This window comes from Mesobacillus zeae (genome assembly GCF_003570705.1).
In the GTDB taxonomy this organism is placed as follows: Bacteria; Bacillota; Bacilli; order Bacillales; family Cytobacillaceae; genus Mesobacillus_C; species Mesobacillus_C zeae.
Genome location: NZ_QWVT01000018.1, coordinates 109,662 through 126,299 on the forward strand (window position 1 = coordinate 109,662; position 16,638 = coordinate 126,299).

General features: G+C 48.0%; 16 protein-coding genes and 1 pseudogene. 15 read left to right on the plus strand and 2 right to left on the minus strand.

The genetic code is table 11. The features are described from left to right. The first annotated feature begins 99 nt into the window (after positions 1-99). From hprK to D1970_RS11495, 6 genes are all read left to right on the plus strand, one after another. Positions 100-1,035, plus strand: a complete 936-nt coding sequence (gene hprK, locus D1970_RS11470; RefSeq protein ID WP_119113003.1) for an HPr(Ser) kinase/phosphatase — start codon at positions 100-102, stop codon at positions 1,033-1,035. A gap of 52 nt (positions 1,036-1,087) precedes the next feature. Beyond that, positions 1,088-1,903 (plus strand): prolipoprotein diacylglyceryl transferase, encoded by an 816-nt coding sequence (gene lgt, locus D1970_RS11475; RefSeq protein ID WP_119113004.1) that lies wholly within the window; start codon positions 1,088-1,090, stop codon positions 1,901-1,903. Between the two features lie 33 nt (positions 1,904-1,936). Continuing rightward, positions 1,937-2,881, plus strand: a complete 945-nt coding sequence (locus tag D1970_RS11480) for a nucleoside recognition domain-containing protein (protein ID WP_119113005.1) — start codon at positions 1,937-1,939, stop codon at positions 2,879-2,881. Further along, on the plus strand, positions 2,871-3,515 hold the full coding sequence (gene ppaX, locus D1970_RS11485) for a pyrophosphatase PpaX (protein WP_119113006.1): 645 nt from the start codon (positions 2,871-2,873) through the stop codon (positions 3,513-3,515). The genes D1970_RS11480 and ppaX overlap by 11 nt, the downstream gene beginning before the upstream one ends. Positions 3,516-3,517: 2 nt before the next feature. Next, positions 3,518-4,051 carry an acyltransferase gene (locus tag D1970_RS11490; protein ID WP_119113007.1) on the plus strand — a complete coding sequence of 178 codons (534 nt, stop codon included), beginning with the start codon at positions 3,518-3,520 and terminating at the stop codon, positions 4,049-4,051. Between the two features lie 193 nt (positions 4,052-4,244). Further along, on the plus strand, positions 4,245-5,501 hold the full coding sequence (locus tag D1970_RS11495; RefSeq protein WP_119113008.1) for a cation:dicarboxylate symporter family transporter: 1,257 nt from the start codon (positions 4,245-4,247) through the stop codon (positions 5,499-5,501). Positions 5,502-5,721: 220 nt separating this feature from the next. On the opposite strand, the pseudogene D1970_RS11500 reads toward D1970_RS11495, so the two are convergent. Further along, positions 5,722-6,618: pseudogene (locus D1970_RS11500) on the minus strand (MBL fold metallo-hydrolase). A 137-nt stretch (positions 6,619-6,755) separates the two neighbouring features. On the opposite strand from D1970_RS11500, the gene D1970_RS11505 reads away from it, so the two are divergent. The 8 genes from D1970_RS11505 (at position 6,756) to hisIE (ending at position 13,475) form a co-directional block, all read left to right on the plus strand. After that, positions 6,756-7,940, plus strand: a complete 1,185-nt coding sequence (locus tag D1970_RS11505) for an ATP phosphoribosyltransferase regulatory subunit (protein ID WP_119113009.1) — start codon at positions 6,756-6,758, stop codon at positions 7,938-7,940. Beyond that, entirely contained in the window at positions 7,937-8,563 is a 627-nt protein-coding gene (gene hisG / locus D1970_RS11510) for an ATP phosphoribosyltransferase (RefSeq protein WP_119113010.1), read from the plus strand. The genes D1970_RS11505 and hisG overlap by 4 nt, the downstream gene beginning before the upstream one ends. A gap of 35 nt (positions 8,564-8,598) precedes the next feature. Then, the gene (hisD, locus tag D1970_RS11515) at positions 8,599-9,870 is read left to right on the plus strand and encodes a histidinol dehydrogenase (RefSeq protein WP_119113011.1); all 1,272 of its coding nucleotides are present in this window, start codon (positions 8,599-8,601) and stop codon (positions 9,868-9,870) included. A gap of 88 nt (positions 9,871-9,958) precedes the next feature. Next, positions 9,959-10,546, plus strand: coding sequence for an imidazoleglycerol-phosphate dehydratase HisB (gene hisB, locus D1970_RS11520; protein WP_119113012.1), 588 nt, complete (start codon positions 9,959-9,961; stop codon positions 10,544-10,546). A gap of 38 nt (positions 10,547-10,584) precedes the next feature. Then, positions 10,585-11,253, plus strand: a complete 669-nt coding sequence (hisH, locus tag D1970_RS11525) for an imidazole glycerol phosphate synthase subunit HisH (RefSeq protein ID WP_119113013.1) — start codon at positions 10,585-10,587, stop codon at positions 11,251-11,253. A 53-nt stretch (positions 11,254-11,306) separates the two neighbouring features. Then, entirely contained in the window at positions 11,307-12,026 is a 720-nt protein-coding gene (hisA, locus tag D1970_RS11530; protein WP_119113014.1) for a 1-(5-phosphoribosyl)-5-[(5-phosphoribosylamino)methylideneamino]imidazole-4-carboxamide isomerase, read from the plus strand. Between the two features lie 18 nt (positions 12,027-12,044). Then, positions 12,045-12,806 (plus strand): imidazole glycerol phosphate synthase subunit HisF, encoded by a 762-nt coding sequence (gene hisF, locus D1970_RS11535; RefSeq protein ID WP_119113015.1) that lies wholly within the window; start codon positions 12,045-12,047, stop codon positions 12,804-12,806. 15 nt (positions 12,807-12,821) lie between these two features. Beyond that, positions 12,822-13,475 carry a bifunctional phosphoribosyl-AMP cyclohydrolase/phosphoribosyl-ATP diphosphatase HisIE gene (gene hisIE, locus D1970_RS11540; RefSeq protein WP_119113016.1) on the plus strand — a complete coding sequence of 218 codons (654 nt, stop codon included), beginning with the start codon at positions 12,822-12,824 and terminating at the stop codon, positions 13,473-13,475. 585 nt (positions 13,476-14,060) lie between these two features. On the opposite strand, the gene D1970_RS11545 is transcribed toward hisIE, so the two are convergent. Then, positions 14,061-14,471, minus strand: coding sequence for a nuclease-related domain-containing protein (locus D1970_RS11545; RefSeq protein WP_181213359.1), 411 nt, complete (start codon positions 14,469-14,471; stop codon positions 14,061-14,063). A gap of 543 nt (positions 14,472-15,014) precedes the next feature. Between D1970_RS11545 and D1970_RS11550 the strand changes: the two genes are divergently transcribed. Further along, a complete protein-coding gene (locus D1970_RS11550) occupies positions 15,015-16,511 on the plus strand; it encodes a tetratricopeptide repeat protein (protein WP_119113018.1) in 1,497 nt (498 codons plus the stop codon). Positions 16,512-16,638 lie beyond the last annotated feature (127 nt).

The window sequence follows — 16,638 nt, forward strand, 5'->3', positions numbered from 1 at the left end:
AATATAGGTGTAAAAACATGCTACTCACGTTTTGTTCTTTTGGAAAAAGTGCTAAAATAAAAAGTATTGTACATATCCAGGATGAAGGGAGATGCTTTCTTGGTAAAAGTCCGGACAAAAGACATCATTGAAAAATTTAATCTTGAACTTGTCAGCGGTGAAGAGGGCATTAACAGGCCGATCACGACCACCGATATTTCACGGCCGGGAATAGAAATTGCCGGTTACTTTGAATATTATCCTGCTGAGCGGCTGCAGCTGCTTGGTAAAACGGAGCTTTCTTTTTTCGAAAAGCTGAATCCGGCAGACCGAAAGACGAGAATGGAAAGGCTTTGTACGGATATTACGCCGGGCATCGTCATTTCAAGGAGCATGGATGTGCCCGAGGAGCTCATTGAAGCATCGGAGCGCGAGTCAGTCCCTGTATTGAGGTCGACGATTAAATCGACACGGCTTTCCAGCCATCTTACCAACTATTTGGAGAGCAAGCTGGCTCCCACCACTGCTGTCCACGGGGTACTTGTGGATATTTATGGCGTGGGTGTCCTGATTACAGGAAAAAGCGGGGTCGGAAAAAGTGAAACGGCTCTCGAGCTTGTGAAGCGCGGACACCGGCTTGTAGCGGATGACTGTGTGGAAATTCGCCAGGAAGACCAGGATACGCTTGTCGGCACTTCGCCGGAGCTAATTGAGCACTTGCTTGAAATCCGGGGACTCGGCATTATTAATGTCATGACATTGTTTGGCGCAGGGTCTGTAAGGACACACAAAAGGATCTCTCTTGTCATACATCTGGAACTTTGGGACCAGACGAAAACGTATGACCGCCTGGGTCTCGATGAGGAAAAAATGAAAATCATCGACACCGAAGTCACGAAGCTGACTGTCCCGGTTCGGCCTGGCCGGAACCTTGCCGTCATTATTGAAGTCGCTGCCATGAACTTCCGCCTCAAAAGGATGGGAATGAATGCAGCCGAGCAATTTACGAGCAAGTTATCCGATGCTATCATCGATGGTGACCATGAAGACAGGTAATCGTGCATGAATTTTATAGATAGAGAACTGGATTTTTAGAGGGAGGAATAACATGGAAGAAAATATTCAACCGCTGGATCCGATTGCTTTTTCACTCGGCCCCATTCAGGTTCACTGGTACGGTCTTATTATCGGAACAGGTATTGCCCTGGCGCTTTGGCTGGCGGTCAGGGAAGCGGAGCGAAGGGGTCTCGATAAAGAGCTTTTCCCTGACTTGATGCTTTGGGCAGTACCGATAGCGATTATCTGTGCGCGGATTTACTATGTGATTTTTCAATGGGATTACTATGCGCAAAATCCGGGGGAAATCCCGAAAATTTGGAATGGCGGCATTGCCATTCATGGTGCGTTGATTGGTTCGGTGGCCACCGCGTACGTGTTTGCGCGGAAAAGAGGGGTATCCTTCTGGAAGCTTGCAGATATAGCCGCTCCAAGCCTGATACTCGGCCAGGCAATCGGCCGCTGGGGCAATTTTATGAACCAAGAGGCGCATGGCGGTGAAGTAAGCCGTGCTTTCCTGGAAAATCTGCACTTGCCTGATTTTATCATCAACCAGATGTATATTAATGGTGCCTATTACCACCCAACATTTTTATATGAGTCTGTATGGGATTTGCTTGGGTTTGTCCTGCTGATTCTGCTGAGAAGAGTGAATCTCGGACGAGGCGAACTGTTCCTCAGCTATCTGATCTGGTACTCGGTTGGCCGCTTTTTTGTCGAAGGGCTCCGGACGGATAGCCTGATGCTGACAGAATATTTGCGGATGGCACAGACCATCTCGGTTGTTCTGATCGCAGTTTCGATTGTTTTATGGATTTACCGGAGAATTAAGGGGTATTCAAAAGTTCGGTATTTGGAAAAAGAATAGCCGAGGGTAAAATCTTTTTGGGGGAGATACTTCATGGTTTCATCGTTGAAAAAGGGGCTCATGGTTGGCTTGAAGACAACGTGGACGCTTGGAAAAATCATTTTTCCTGTCACACTCCTTGTCTCAATCCTTCAGCATACACCGGTTTTGCCATGGATCATCCGTGCAGTGGAACCTTTGATGGGTATGCTCGGACTCTCTGGGGATGCCGCAATTCCACTTGTACTTGGTAATTTTCTTAACCTTTATGCGGCAATTGGAGCCATTCTCACGCTTGATTTGACTGTGAAAGAGGTCTTCATCATTGCGGTAATGTTGAGTTTTTCGCATAATCTGCTGATCGAAACGGGTGTCGCACTCAAGGTTGGTGTAAAGCTTTGGATTGTGCTCGTCGTCAGGCTTGGACTAGCGCTTGTGTCTGCAGTTGTGATCAATTTCCTGTGGCAGGGAGGGTCGGAAATAGCGAAATACGGCCTTATCCCGGCAAAAGAAGAAATGGCCCAAGGCTGGGGTTCTATCCTTTTGACAGGCCTTGAAAAAGCAGGAATTGGGATTTTTCAGCTTGCGGTGATTGTCATCCCGCTGATGGTCGGAATTCAAATATTGAAAGATTTAAAGTGGCTTGATGTTTTTTCAAGATGGATTTCTCCAGCCACAAAGGCTCTTGGCATGGAAGCAAATGCTTCCACAACGATGGCTGCCGGCCTGCTTTTCGGGCTCGCTATGGGGGCTGGCGTCATGATCCAGGCAGTCAGGGAGGATGGAGTTAGTAAAAAGGATGCGACAATTGCTTTCATTTTTCTGGTGGCCTGCCATGCAGTTGTAGAGGATACGCTGATTTTTGTCCCGCTGGGAATCCCAGTCATCCCGCTTCTCCTGATTCGCCTTGGGGTTGCGATCTTGCTGACAGTCGCTGTCGCTTTTTTCTGGAACCGGGCCGAAGTTGCAAAAAGAAAGGAAGCATTTTATGAGCAATAAAATCAACACTGTCCTGTTTGATCTTGACGGTACTTTAATTGATACAAATGAATTGATTATTTCTTCGTTTCTGCATACGCTCGAAAACTATTATCCGGGTGAATATGGGCGGGAAGAAGTCCTCCCGTTCATGGGTCCTTCTTTGAAAGAAACGTTCGGCAGCATCAATCCTGCAGCTTGTGATGAGATGATCCGCACCTACCGCGAGTATAATCTTGCGCATCATGATCTGCTTGTGAAGGAATTTGAGGGAGTGTACGAATCTGTCCGCACTCTTCACGAAAATCGTATGAAGCTGGCGATTGTTACGACGAAGCTGTCTGATGTCGTTACTATGGGCCTCAAGCTGACAAAGCTGGATGAATTTTTCCCGGTAGTAGTTGCGATTGACCATGTGACAAATCCGAAGCCTGATCCCGAGCCAGTGTTAAAGGCGCTCGATCTTCTTGGAGCATCTTCGGCGAACGCAATCATGGTAGGGGATAACCACCATGACATCCTCTCCGGGAAGAATGCCGGAACAAAAACAGCCGGGGTTGCCTGGTCTGCAAAAGGCAGGGAGCACCTGTCACGCTATGAGCCTGACTATATGCTTGAGCGGATGCCGGACCTCTTGTCCATCGTTGGGGTGTAATGATGCGGCAAACGGAGCGACACCCGGTTGATGGAGCTAACTCTTTATGGCATGTCTACAAAACGGTGCCTTTCCTGAAAGTCGTTAAGAATTTCATTGTCATCCAGGCGGCCCGCTACACACCTTTTCTCGGCATGAAAAATTGGCTGTACAAGACTTTTCTCCGAATGAAAGTCGGCGATCAAACATCGTTTGCCCTAATGGTTATGCTTGATGTCATGTTTCCGGAAAAAATCAGCGTAGGCAGAAATACGGTGATTGGATACAATACGACCATTCTGGCACATGAGTATTTAATCAAGGAATACCGGCTTGGCGATGTACGGATTGGAGACGAAGTGATGATTGGAGCGAACACAACCATCCTGCCTGGAATCACCATTGGTGACGGGGCGATCGTTTCTGCAGGTACACTCGTCCATAAGGATGTCCCAGCCGGAGCCTTTGTCGGCGGAAACCCAATGAAGGTCATCTATTCGAAAAAAGAACTGGCGGAGCGCTGGAAGGATGATCCGATTTACGGAGACTTCCGTTAGCTTGAAAATCGCCGCTCTTATAATGAGCCTACTCTTTTCCCTGCTATCTCCTCGGATAGCAGGGTTTTTATTATATAAAAATAATAATAAATATGAAAATTCTCAATAATTAATCTTAATGACATTTTCTTGTCTTTTCTCCAAAATTGTAATATATTTTTCTAGTATTATGAAAAATTGAGGGAGGTATCGCATGAAAAGAATTGGATTGGCTTGGCAGATTTTAATCGGATTAGTGCTCGGTATCATTGTTGGTGCCTTATTTTATGGAAATACGCAGATAGGGACATATTTACAGCCTATTGGCGATATCTTTTTAAGATTAATAAAAATGATTGTTGTTCCGATCGTTATCTCCAGTATCATCATTGGAGTTGCAAGCGTCGGGGACACAAAGAAGCTTGGCCGCCTTGGCGGAAAAACGATTATTTATTTTGAAGTTATCACAACAATTGCCATCATTCTTGGAATCGTTGTGGCTAACGTGTTCCACCCAGGGACAGGCGTTGATATGAGTTCACTTGAAAAAACAGATATTGGCAGCTACGTAGAAACAGCAAAATCAGTCGAAAGTCATGGATTTGCAGATACCATTGTTAACATCGTTCCGACAAATATTTTCGGTGCAATGGTTGAAGGAAACATGCTTGCCATCATCTTCTTCTCCGTCCTGTTTGGCCTTGGAGTAATGGCAATCGGAGAAAAAGGGAAACCGGTATTGGCGTTCTTCCAGGGAACGGCGGATACGATGTTCTACATGACCAACCAAATTATGAAATTTGCTCCATTTGGTGTTTTTGCACTGATTGGTGTAACCGTATCCAAATTTGGAATCGCATCACTCATTCCGCTTGGAAAGCTTGTAATAACAGTCTACTTAACAATGGCCTTCTTCGTGATTGTGGTCCTTGGTTTGGTAGCAAGGTATGCGGGTGTCAACATATTCAATCTTCTAAAATACTTAAAAGATGAATTGATTCTAGCCTACTCAACTGCAAGCTCAGAGACCGTATTGCCAAAAATCATGGAGAAGATGGAGAAATACGGGTGCCCGAAAGCGATTACATCGTTCGTCATTCCGACGGGCTATTCCTTTAACCTTGACGGGTCGACCCTGTACCAGGCAATTGCGGCAATCTTCATTGCCCAGATGTACGGCATTGATCTCTCGCTGGCGGATCAGCTTTCGCTGGTACTTGTCCTGATGGTTACATCGAAAGGGATTGCTGGCGTTCCGGGTGTTTCATTTGTCGTCCTACTTGCTACTCTTGGCACAGTGGGAATCCCAGTTGCAGGCCTTGCCTTCATCGCGGGAATCGACCGTATCCTTGACATGGCAAGAACGGCTGTCAACGTAGTCGGCAATTCGCTTGGCGCAATTGTCATCTCTAAATGGGAAGGCGAATTCAAACCGACAACCGAACAAGAACGGGAAGAAATGGCAGCTTAAAATCATGCCAGTTTTAACAAAGAACAGCTTAAAAAAGAGATTGGTTCAAATGAACCAGTCTCTTTTTATATGCTGAATTATTATTGTAAAAACAGCTCAATTCTATTCTGTCATAACATTTAAGCCTAATAGGAAGATAGTCTGATTGTTATGCAAGGATAAGATTATTAAGAGGCTTCTCCTTCGGCTGTTCTGAGATTGTTTCCTGCTGGTATGATCTTTATTTTTCATGATCATCGACAAACCGTCTATTCTCGAGTACGGCGATTGTGTCAAATTCCTTCACAAGTAAATCAAGGCTTTTCTTCAGTTCATCCCCCCGAAATCGGGCGCTCATGCCCTGTAATGGCAGCCTCAGGCCGCAATGCGTGCAGTTTTTCTACAGATGTTCTGAATGCTTCCCAGGCTGTTGTTAAATAACGCGGGGGCCCGCTGATTTCTTTTGGGTCACCATTTTGTAGAGGGACTCCTGCTTGACGGTGACAAAAGCATCGCCGGCAATATCAGGGTTCGGTCATCCTCGCGAAAAAGAGAAATGTGGCCCAGCGAATGGCCTGGAGTTTGAATCCATTTCCACTCAGGAAGCGCTGGGACTGATCCGTCCATTGGAAGAGCATGCACCCGCTCCTCAAGCTGAGTGCCTTCATTCGGATAGAACGCAGCCATTTTCGTAAGCATCCCTCCATCAACAGTCGGACCCGGTTTCGGATAATCTTTTACACTTGTCAAAAAAAGCAGTGCCAATTCATGCGCGAAGATCTGAACGTTCCACCGCTCGGCCCAAATCCCTCAGCGCACCCACATGGTCGAAATGCCGTGTGTCATCACGGTTTTTGGAGGGTTGTTAGACCCGAATAGCCTTTCCGCCTCCTCCTCTATTTTATCTGCCGATCGCGGCATCCCTGCATCTACCAAAACCCATTCATTCTCCTCACCAGGAACACCGATAAAAACGACATTCACGATTTGGACTGGCAAATAACTGACCGCAGCTGCCACCGCTGTCCACTGAAGTAACGGGTATAAACCTTTTTCTGAACTGCTTTCCATAAAATGCCCTCCTTTCATGGTTCTTCCCTCTTTTACCCAGAGCGTCCAGCAGGAAACGGGAATTCATCGTTGATTTTGGTTGACGGGAGGGGAGATGCACGTTAAAATACTGATAACTTCAACTTGTTAGCATATTAGTGAACTAAAGGATTTTCTTATCTTGTCCGGGCGGAAGCATCGTGACGATTGTAAAGGGTGAATATAATGAGCCGATTATTCATGTTTGAAAAGCCGCTGGGCATGAGGGATACATTGCCTGACCTTTATGAACGGAAACAGCATGTCCGTGCTGCGGTGGAATCAGAAATGAAGCGCTGGGGATACCGGTTTATCCTTACTCCTACACTGGAATATTATGAAACGATTGGTGAGGCATCGGCGATTCTCGACCAGCAGCTGTTCAAGCTTCTTGATAAAGAGGGCCATACGCTAGTCCTTAGGCCGGATATGACGGCACCAATTGCACGGGTGGCAGCCTCTAAGCTGTTAAAAGAAGATCTGCCATTAAGGCTGGGCTATTGCGCGAGTGTCTTCCGGTCACAGCAGCGCGAGGGTGGCAGGCCGGCAGAGTTTGAACAAATCGGGGCAGAGTGCATCGGGGATAAAACAGTGAGTGCCGATGGCGAAATGATCGCCCTTTCGATTGCCTCATTAAAAGAAGCAGGCCTTGAGAATTTTCAATTATCTGTCGGCCACTCGGCTTTCGTCAAGGAACTGTTTGTCCATATCCTCGGGACGGAAGAACGTGCGCGCGGCCTGATGAAATATTTATATGAAAAAAACTACGTGGGCTACCGCGAGCATGTAAAATCGCTGCCTCTTTCTTCAATCGACACGCAGCGCCTTCTGTCTTTCCTCGAACTTCGCGGAGGACAGGAAGTCCTTGAAAAAGCTCATTCTCTTATTGAGCTGGGGCAGGGAAAAGAAGCGATCGGCGATCTTGAGGAATTATGGGGAATACTCGTTGATTACGGTGAGGAAGAGCGAATCTTTTTCGATTTAACGCTCGTCAGCCACATGAGCTATTATACAGGCATCGTTTTTGAAATTTATGCCGGACAGGTCGGGTTTCCGATTGGAAGTGGCGGCCGCTATGACGGGCTGTTGCGGAAATTCGGAAAAATCACGGGGGCAACAGGTTTTGCCATTCGCCTTGACAGTTTGCTTGAAGCGCTTGGGGAAAGAGGCGAAAGCGGGCAGCCTGCCTGCATCCTGTTCAGCCCGGAGCGGAGGAAAGAAGCGTGCGGACTTGCTGCTTCCCGCCGGAAACAAGGCGAGTGGGTCGTTCTCCAGGATATTTCCGGAGTAAGCAATCTTGATGCCTGCACTAAACAATTTTCCGATACTGTCTTTTTAGTCGGAAAGGCGGGGAGGGAAAAAAGAACATGACGGAGCAGCTGACGATTGCCATGCCGAAGGGCCGGATTTTTCGTGAGGCGGCGAATCTTCTTAGGCGTGCGGGGTACAGGCTGCCGCCAGAGTTTGAGGATTCAAGGAAACTGATCATCGAGGTAGAGGATGAACAGTTCAGGTTTATTCTTGCAAAGCCGATGGATGTAGCAACATATGTCGAGCACGGTGTAGCCGATCTGGGGATTGCCGGCAAAGATGTGCTGCTGGAAGAAGAGCGGGATGTTTACGAACTCCTCGACTTGAAGATCAGCAGCTGTTACCTCGCAGTTGCCGGCTTGCCTGATGCAAAAATAAATGAAGTGGCGCCAAAAGTGGCGACAAAGTATCCAAACGTGGCGACTGCCTATTTTCGCGAGCAGGGCGAACAGGTCGAAATCATCACGCTGAATGGCTCTATTGAGCTGGCCCCGCTTGTCGGACTGGCAGACCGGATAGTTGATATAGTTTCAACTGGCAGAACTCTGAAGGAAAACGGCCTTGTTGAAATGGAGCATATTGCCCCTGTGACTTCAAGGCTGATCGTCAATCCTGTCAGCTACCGGATCAAGGATGCCGGGATCAGCGGAATCGTGAGAGCATTGACTGAAGTGATGGACTAAAGCAAGCAGCTGACAACTTTGAAAGGATGATTCTTTTGAAAATAATGAATCTGGAAAAGGGTGTCTCCATCAAAAGGACGGTGGATGGAGGAACCGAAATGCAGCGTCAGGCAGCTAGAAAAATTATCGCTGATGTCCGGCAGCGGGGAGACGAAGCACTTCGCTTTTATACGGAGAAGTTTGACGGCGCGGCCCCTGATTCTCTTCTCATTAAACGAGAGGAAGTCGAAGAAGCATACAAGCACGTGGAGGAAAACCTTGTGGAGATAATTCGCGAAGCAGCCGGGCGAATACGTTCCTATCATGAAAAACAGCTTCGGCCCTCCTGGATGGAAACTTCCGATGATGGCACGATCCTCGGACAAAAAATCACCCCTCTTGATTCTGTTGGCATTTACGTACCAGGCGGAACGGCTGCATACCCTTCCTCTGTGCTGATGAACGTAATTCCGGCACGGGTTGCTGGCGTCAGGAGGATCGTTGTCATTTCTCCTCCCGGTGCGGATGGAAAGCTTCCGCCTGCAGTTCTGGTCGCAGCAGATATTGCGGGTGTGGAGGAAATATACAAAGCGGGCGGCGCCCAGGCGGTTGCAGCGCTGGCTTACGGAACTGAAACGATTGGAAGCGTGGATAAAATCACGGGTCCAGGCAATATATATGTTGCTTTGGCGAAACGCGAGGTGTTTGGAGACGTTGCGATTGACATGATTGCCGGTCCGAGCGAAATCGCCGTGCTGGCGGATGATACAGCTTGTCCAGATGAGATTGCGGCGGACCTTTTGTCACAGGCTGAGCACGACCTGATGGCCTGCAGTGTACTGATCACGGTCTCCCGCTCTCTTGCTGTGGACGTGAGCCAGGAAGTCAAAAAGCAGCTTGCTGTGCTTCCCCGGAAAGACATTGCCGGCCGAGCGCTTGAAGATTTTGGCGCCATTTATATTGCCGACAGCATGGAGGAAGCTATACAAGCGGTGAACGAGCTCGCACCCGAGCATCTTGAAATTTTGACAGAGGATCCAATCGAGGTACTGGGCCGTATCCGTCATGCAGGAGCGATTTTCCTTGGACGCTATAGCACGGAGCCTGTCGGAGATTACTTTGCCGGGCCGAGCCATGTATTGCCGACAAACGGAACAGCACGCTTTTCCAGTCCGCTTGGTGTGGACGATTTTCAAAAAAAATCGAGCATTATTCGTTACAGCGGGCAGGCATTGAAGGAGCATGGCAGGAAGATTGCCGGTTTTGCCCGTCTTGAAGGACTTGAGGCACATGCCAGGGCAGTTGAGACTCGGTTGGATAAAATATGAACCTTTGCCCGTCTTGGAGGACTTGAAGCACATGACGGGTAGTTGATCCCGTTTGAATAAAAGATAACCGCATGCAGGAGGGAACGGCATGGAAAGAATCTCGACAGTCCGCAGGAAAACGAATGAAACAAAAGTTGAACTGATTTTCGGCATTGATGGGGAAGGAAAAGCGGACCTCGAAACCGGCGTCCCTTTTCTCTCGCATATGCTCGATTTATTTGCGAAACACGGCCAGTTTGACCTTGCGGTTGTCGCAAAAGGGGACATCGAAGTGGATGACCACCATACGGTTGAGGATATTGGTATTTGCCTAGGCCAGGCACTTCGGGAAGCGCTTGGCGACAAAAAAGGGATCAAACGATACGGGAGTGCGCTCGTACCCATGGATGAAGCACTCGCCCAGGTGGCAATCGACCTCAGCAATCGCCCGCATCTTGAAATGAGGGCTGACTTCCCTGCTGCTAAGGTAGGTACATTTGATACAGAGCTTGTTCATGAGTTTTTGTGGAAGCTTGCACTTGAAGCGCGAATGAATCTTCACATAATTGTCCACTACGGGAAAAATACCCACCACATGATTGAAGCTGTTTTTAAAGCATTAGGAAGGGCGCTCGACGAGGCGGCGGCAATTGACCCGCGGATCAAAGGAGTTCCATCCTCAAAAGGGGTCCTTTAATCATAAGGTGAGACATACAGGGAAGGGAATGTGTACGGATGATTGGCATCGTCGATTATGGGATGGGCAACTTGTTCAGTGTGACAAAAGCGCTGGAACGCCTTGGGGCAGCATGCTTTGTTTCTGAGGACAGCGAGGAGTTATCTAGGGCTGACAGCCTTTTGATTCCGGGAGTTGGTTCTTTCCGTGATGCGATGGAGCGGCTCGATGAATCAGGGCTTGTCAGCATGATCCGTGATTTTGCGGGTACTGGAAAGCCGGTGCTGGGCATCTGCCTCGGAATGCAGCTATTGTTTGAAGAAAGTATGGAAAATGGCGGAGGCAAAGGCCTTGGCCTTCTAAAGGGGAGCGTGGAGCGGTTCCCTGGCGTGGATACGGCTGGCCTTCCTTACAAGGTGCCGCATATGGGTTGGAACGAACTGAGGTTTGTGAATCCTTCTCCGATCCTTAGAGATGCTGGCGAGGGTCATGTCTATTTTGTCCACTCTTATTATGTAAAAAATGCTGACAGGGGCACTTTACTGGCGGTTTGCGACTACGGCGAAGAGGTGCCGGCTGTTGTCGGCAAAGGCAATATTTTCGGCATGCAGTTCCACCCTGAAAAAAGTGGGAACCTTGGAATGGAGCTTCTCGGCAATTTTACAAGGATAGATGCCTGCGTTTCTGGAAGAGCGGACGTCTTGAAATGGGACTCGTCGAGGAATTGACTGTAATGGACGCTCTCAGCAAGGCTTATTTTGAAGAATGAGGAGGCGGAGTGATGCTTTTTACGGTGTATCCGGCAATCGATATGAGGGGCGGGAAATGTGTCCGGCTCCTCCAGGGAGATTACGGAAAAGAAACGGTATACGGAGACTCTCCCTTTGAGATGGCGAGGGAGTTTGCGAAGGAAGGCGCGAGCTGGATCCATATGGTTGATCTCGACGGTGCACGCGACGGAAAAAGGGTAAATGATACGTTTGCTATTGCAGCTTCCCAAAAGCTGGATGTGAAGATTCAAATCGGCGGAGGGATAAGAACCGAGAAAGAAATCGCTCACTATTTGGAAAACGGTATTTCGCGCGTGATTCTTGGTAGTGCCGCTGTGTCTGATCCTCTTTTTGCAACAAAAATGGTGAGGAAGTATAAAGACAGGATTGCGATTGGCATTGATGCCAAAAACGGGTACGCTGCGACGCATGGCTGGCTGGATACTTCGGGCGTCAAAGCTGTTGAGCTGGGCAAAAGGTTCGCAGACGCTGGGGCTGAGACTTTTATTTTTACCGATATCATGACGGACGGCATGCTTTCAGGCCCTAATTTGGAGGCGATTCGCGAGATGGCTGAGGAAACGGGGAAAAGCGTCATTGCTTCCGGCGGTGTAAGCTCCGCTGATGATTTAAAGGACCTCCCGGGCTATGGCGCAAGCGGCGCAATAGTGGGGAAAGCAATCTATGAAAAGCGTCTGACCGTAAAAGAGGCTTTGGAATCAGTACTGTGAATGAAGGAGGGTATAAGCATGCTGACAAAAAGAATCATCCCCTGCCTTGATGTGAAGGAGGGACGTGTGGTGAAAGGCGTCCAGTTTGTCGGCCTTAGGGATGCTGGCGATCCTGTGGAGCTTGCCCGCCTTTACGATCAGGAGGGGGCAGATGAACTGGTCTTCCTTGATATCTCAGCATCCCATGAGGGACGTAAAACGATGGAGGACGTTGTCAGGAACGTTGCGGAGGAACTGGCCATTCCGTTTACGGTCGGCGGCGGGATCAATTCGCTGGAGGATATGAAACGGATGCTCCGAGCAGGGGCGGACAAGGTTTCGCTCAACACGGCGGCTGTTCTGAAACCTGGTCTGATTGGAGAAGGTGCTGATTATTTTGGCTCCCAATGCATCGTGGTTGCGATTGACGCAAAGTATGACGCTGAAATGGACTCCTGGCGCGTATACACGCATGGAGGCAGGCGGGCGACCGAATGGGAAGTGGTCGAATGGGCGCGCCAGGCTGTCCGACTGGGCGCCGGTGAAATTTTGCTGACAAGCATGGATAAGGATGGTGAGAAAAGCGGGTTCGATCTTTTGCTGACACGAAAGGTGAGTGAAAATGTACCTGTGCCGGTGATTGCGTCAGGTGGCGCCGGGAAAGCGATTGATTTTGCCGAGGCTTTTACAGAAGGCGCAGCAGATGCGGCACTGGCTGCTTCTATTTTTCACTACCAGGAAACGAGTATTATGGAAGTAAAGCGCAGCCTGAGTGAACAAGGAGTGGCGGTCCGACTTTGAGGGGAGAGGAAATGGATGAGGGCAGAAGATATTAAATTTGACGCACAGGGCCTAGTGCCGGCTGTTGTCCAGGACGCGGCAACGCTTGAAGTGCTGACAGTAGCCTATATGAGCAAAGAGTCGCTCACGAAGTCGCTGGAAACGGGAGAAACATGGTTTTACAGCCGCTCGCGCCAGGAATTGTGGCATAAAGGTGCAACAAGCGGGAACACCCAAAGAATAGTAGAAATGCGCTCCGACTGTGATTTCGATGCGCTTGTTGTTCTAGTTGATGCTGCCGGTCCTGCCTGTCACACAGGCGCTGGGAGCTGCTTCTCGGGGACGATTTATGCTGCGGAGGCCGGGAATGATGCGGGTGGCGGACTGCAAATTCTGCAGCAGCTTGAAAAAGTGATCGCTGAGCGGGAGCGCGATCGGCCAGAGGGAGCCTACACGACATACTTGTTTGAAAAGGGGCTCGACAAAATTTTGAAGAAAGTCGGCGAAGAAGCGGCCGAGGTTATCATCGCTGCCAAAAACCGCGATGGGGAAGAACTGAAGTGGGAAGCCGCCGATCTCTTGTATCACCTTCTCGTCCTTCTGAAGGAGCAAGATGTGTCGTTAAAGGAAGTGCTAGGTGTATTGGCAGATCGGCATGCGGGTGCCGATGCCGGAAAAGAAGAAAAATAGCCTGGGCGTGGTATTGCTGTACCCGCCTTATTTTTATTGAAAGATGGGGAAGTAGATTTTTTTCTTGGTGTTGCCGGTGGAGTGGAGTTGCATTTCCCAAAGAAGCCTCCATGCAAGCTTTTGCGAAGATAATTGGAGATAATCACATAGTTCACGGTTAGTAATTGTGGGTTGAAAGAGAAAGAAATAGTCCTTGATGGCCTGGAAATGTGCATTCTTGGAGCTTGCTTTACAACGGCTGCAATGCCAGTTTCCGCTTAGCCGGTACATTCCAAATGAATAACACTTAGGGCATTGAATTCCCGTTTTAAGTTCGTCGGGTAATACTCCGAAGGGCGGGTAGGAGGGTGTTAGAGGCATGTCATGAAAGAGCAGGGACTCTTTAAACTTTTTTATGGTCTTACCTGTCAGAGGCTTCTTGTCATATTTATTTTTGAGCAAGGGGATCTTTAGCAGCAGGCTTTCTGCATGGCACAACTTATCATAAAGTTCAGGGTCATTTGAAGGGTTTTTAATGATAGTGGAAGGGTTGCTGAATACAACGAGATATTCAAGCGGGATGGGCGGTAATTTATGTGAAGCTAGTCAATTATGGAAAAGGTAGAGATGGCGTTTTGCCTGAACTAGTGGATTGGAGAAGCCTTGCTCCTTGCCTTCGTACTCCCGGACCATTTGATCCGATTTGGGATGTAAATGGATAGTGCCATAAAAGTTTTTCACATCGAGGATCAGAATGAAACCAGGACAAATGATGAGAGAGTCAATTTGAAAAAAAGTATCATTATGCGGAAGGCGAATATCGTGGAGGATGAAGTAATCCTTTTCTGGTAATAAGGAAAGATGGTAGTCGGATTCCAACTCGCCCTTGTATCCGGCTTTCCTATTAGTTAGTGCTGTTTGGATGGTCGGGATCTTTGGATGGTTAAACGGAAGTCTTCTTAAAAGGGCCTCAAGGATTTCAATTTTTAAAGGGACCTTGCGGGGTTTGACGATCAAAAATGACACTCCTTTCTATATGTATTAGTAATGTATACTCCTGCTTCAATGAAAAACCCTTCCGTAGTGGGAAACTGTCAGTGATTTGACATATTTAGAGAATTAGAAAGTAGCCCCGAAGAACAATGTGACTCGGGAACGGGGGGAAAGAACTGGCGATGAACATACTACACCCGTCGTATTTCGGGTAATCACAATGAAAAATTAAGAAAAAGTTTCCTCGTATGGGTTGAATATCAGGAAAAAAAGGTCATTATCTTACTAAAAGCCATCTTGGTGACTGGGAAATAACTCATTCTCTCGGGAAATCCCGTCATTCGGACAAAAAAATAGGTGATTAGGACAGAAAATGTTGTGATTCGGACAACAAAACGCATGATTAAGACAAAAAACAGCTCGATTCGGACAATTAGACAATATATGAACCCCTCCTCCGAACCTTGAAAACAAGCAATCTACCCCCTCCTAGAAATTTCCCTACTTCTCCCTTACAGCCACCGTGTGGTATAATACATTAGTTAAAAACCATTTCTGGAGGATTCGATGGGAAAAGACTTTAAAGCAATTAAACAAACTGGGCAATTACTGTCATTTGTTCCCACGGGCGAATATTATTTTGCTAAGGGGATCAAGGCGTATAATCGACGGGATTTGCAGCGGGCGCATAAGTATTTTTCCCGTGCGATGGATCTTGAGCCGGGAGAACCGATGATTGTCTGTCAACTGGCAATCGTCAATACCGAACTCGGCGACTATCAGCAGTCCATACGTCTATTGCGGTTGATCCTCGAAGAATATGATGAAGAAATGACGGAATGCCATTATTTTTTATCTAATAACTATGCTCACATGGGCTTATTTAAAGATGCATACAACCAGGCTAATCTCTATTTGAAATTTAATCCGGACGGCGAGTTTGCAGATGATGCCGAGGATTTGCTTGAACTCATCACACTTGAAGCGGATGAGTTTGACGAAGATCTGTTCGAAGAAGATGAGCTTATCGTCAAGCAGGATGAAGCAAGAAGACTGCTTGAAGCGGGCGAATTTCTGAAAGCTGTGGAGGTCTTCGAGGACTTGATCAAGGAATTTCCGGAGTACTGGTCTGCCTACAACAATTTGGCGCTGGCTTATTTTTACCTTGGCGAAACGGAGAAAGCAGATGGGATACTTGAGCAGGTGCTTGAGATGAACCCGGGCAATCTGCATGCTCTTTGCAACAAGCTTGTCTTTGCTTTTTACAGGAATGAGCCGGAAAAAATGGAGCGGCTGACAACGACGCTATCTAAAATCCATCCTCTTACAGGGGAGCAGCAGTTTAAGCTGGGTGCAACTTTCTCCTTGATTGGCGAATGGGAGCATGGATACAAATGGCTGAAGCGGCTTCAAAGGTTTGGCCATGAAGGCGACGGCGCTTTTTATTACTGGCTGTCCTACTCCGCTTTCCACACAGGGAGGGAGCAGGCATCAAGGACTTACTGGAAAAAAGTGCTTGAGCTCAACCCTGAAAGGGAAGGTCATGAGCCTTGGAGCGAGAGAAATCATGGACAGAGCCTAGATCACCAGGTGTCTTCCATCATCAACAGGCTTGATAGCGAATATCCAGAAGAACGGCTGTTTGCGCTTTTCCTTGCATCAGTGTCAGCGAAAAAGGAAGAAGTGCTTTCCTCCGAAAAAATCGGCAGCAGTATGTCCAGCCTTGAAAAACAATACTTGCATTATGTCGAGTCGGGGAACAGGAAGCCTGGAATGGAAGAAGTGCTTGGCGCCCATGAAACGGCACTGCAGCTTTACGAATTCCACCAGCCGATCAACCACGATAAGGCGGGTGTCTACCTGATCTGGTTTGCTGTTTTTCAGGAAGCTGTCAATGAAGGCCGCAGCCTCAAGAATAAGAAGGCGTGGGCAGCAGCAGTTGATTATGTTTGGGGCAGGCTCCGTGATGATAAGTCAACAAAACAGGCTGTCGCCCAGAAATATGAGATTTCGGTATCGACTCTAAGCAAATATGTCAGAATGGTGAATGGTTTTCTCCGTTAGTACTGGCCTTTGTGTGTTTTATCAGGCACATTCTTGGACGTACAGGCCTTATTTTTTATAGGATAGATATAGACAGGAAATACTTATTAGTGTATAAGTATCAATCCGAAATGTAAGGTCAAAGGAG

Excerpts from the sequence above, each read along its gene's own strand:
- hisH (WP_119113013.1), top strand. The coding sequence starts at position 10,585 with ATGATTGGCATCGTCGATTATGGGATGGGCAACTTGTTCAGTGTGACA.
- D1970_RS11490 (WP_119113007.1), top strand. The coding sequence starts at position 3,518 with ATGCGGCAAACGGAGCGACACCCGGTTGATGGAGCTAACTCTTTATGG.
- D1970_RS11495 (WP_119113008.1), top strand. The coding sequence starts at position 4,245 with ATGAAAAGAATTGGATTGGCTTGGCAGATTTTAATCGGATTAGTGCTC.
- hisB (WP_119113012.1), top strand. The coding sequence starts at position 9,959 with ATGGAAAGAATCTCGACAGTCCGCAGGAAAACGAATGAAACAAAAGTT.
- D1970_RS11550 (WP_119113018.1), top strand. The coding sequence starts at position 15,015 with ATGGGAAAAGACTTTAAAGCAATTAAACAAACTGGGCAATTACTGTCA.
- hisF (WP_119113015.1), top strand. The coding sequence starts at position 12,045 with ATGCTGACAAAAAGAATCATCCCCTGCCTTGATGTGAAGGAGGGACGT.
- hisA (WP_119113014.1), top strand. The coding sequence starts at position 11,307 with ATGCTTTTTACGGTGTATCCGGCAATCGATATGAGGGGCGGGAAATGT.
- D1970_RS11480 (WP_119113005.1), top strand. The coding sequence starts at position 1,937 with ATGGTTTCATCGTTGAAAAAGGGGCTCATGGTTGGCTTGAAGACAACG.
- lgt (WP_119113004.1), top strand. The coding sequence starts at position 1,088 with ATGGAAGAAAATATTCAACCGCTGGATCCGATTGCTTTTTCACTCGGC.
- D1970_RS11505 (WP_119113009.1), top strand. The coding sequence starts at position 6,756 with ATGAGCCGATTATTCATGTTTGAAAAGCCGCTGGGCATGAGGGATACA.
- hisG (WP_119113010.1), top strand. The coding sequence starts at position 7,937 with ATGACGGAGCAGCTGACGATTGCCATGCCGAAGGGCCGGATTTTTCGT.
- hisIE (WP_119113016.1), top strand. The coding sequence starts at position 12,822 with ATGAGGGCAGAAGATATTAAATTTGACGCACAGGGCCTAGTGCCGGCT.
- ppaX (WP_119113006.1), top strand. The coding sequence starts at position 2,871 with ATGAGCAATAAAATCAACACTGTCCTGTTTGATCTTGACGGTACTTTA.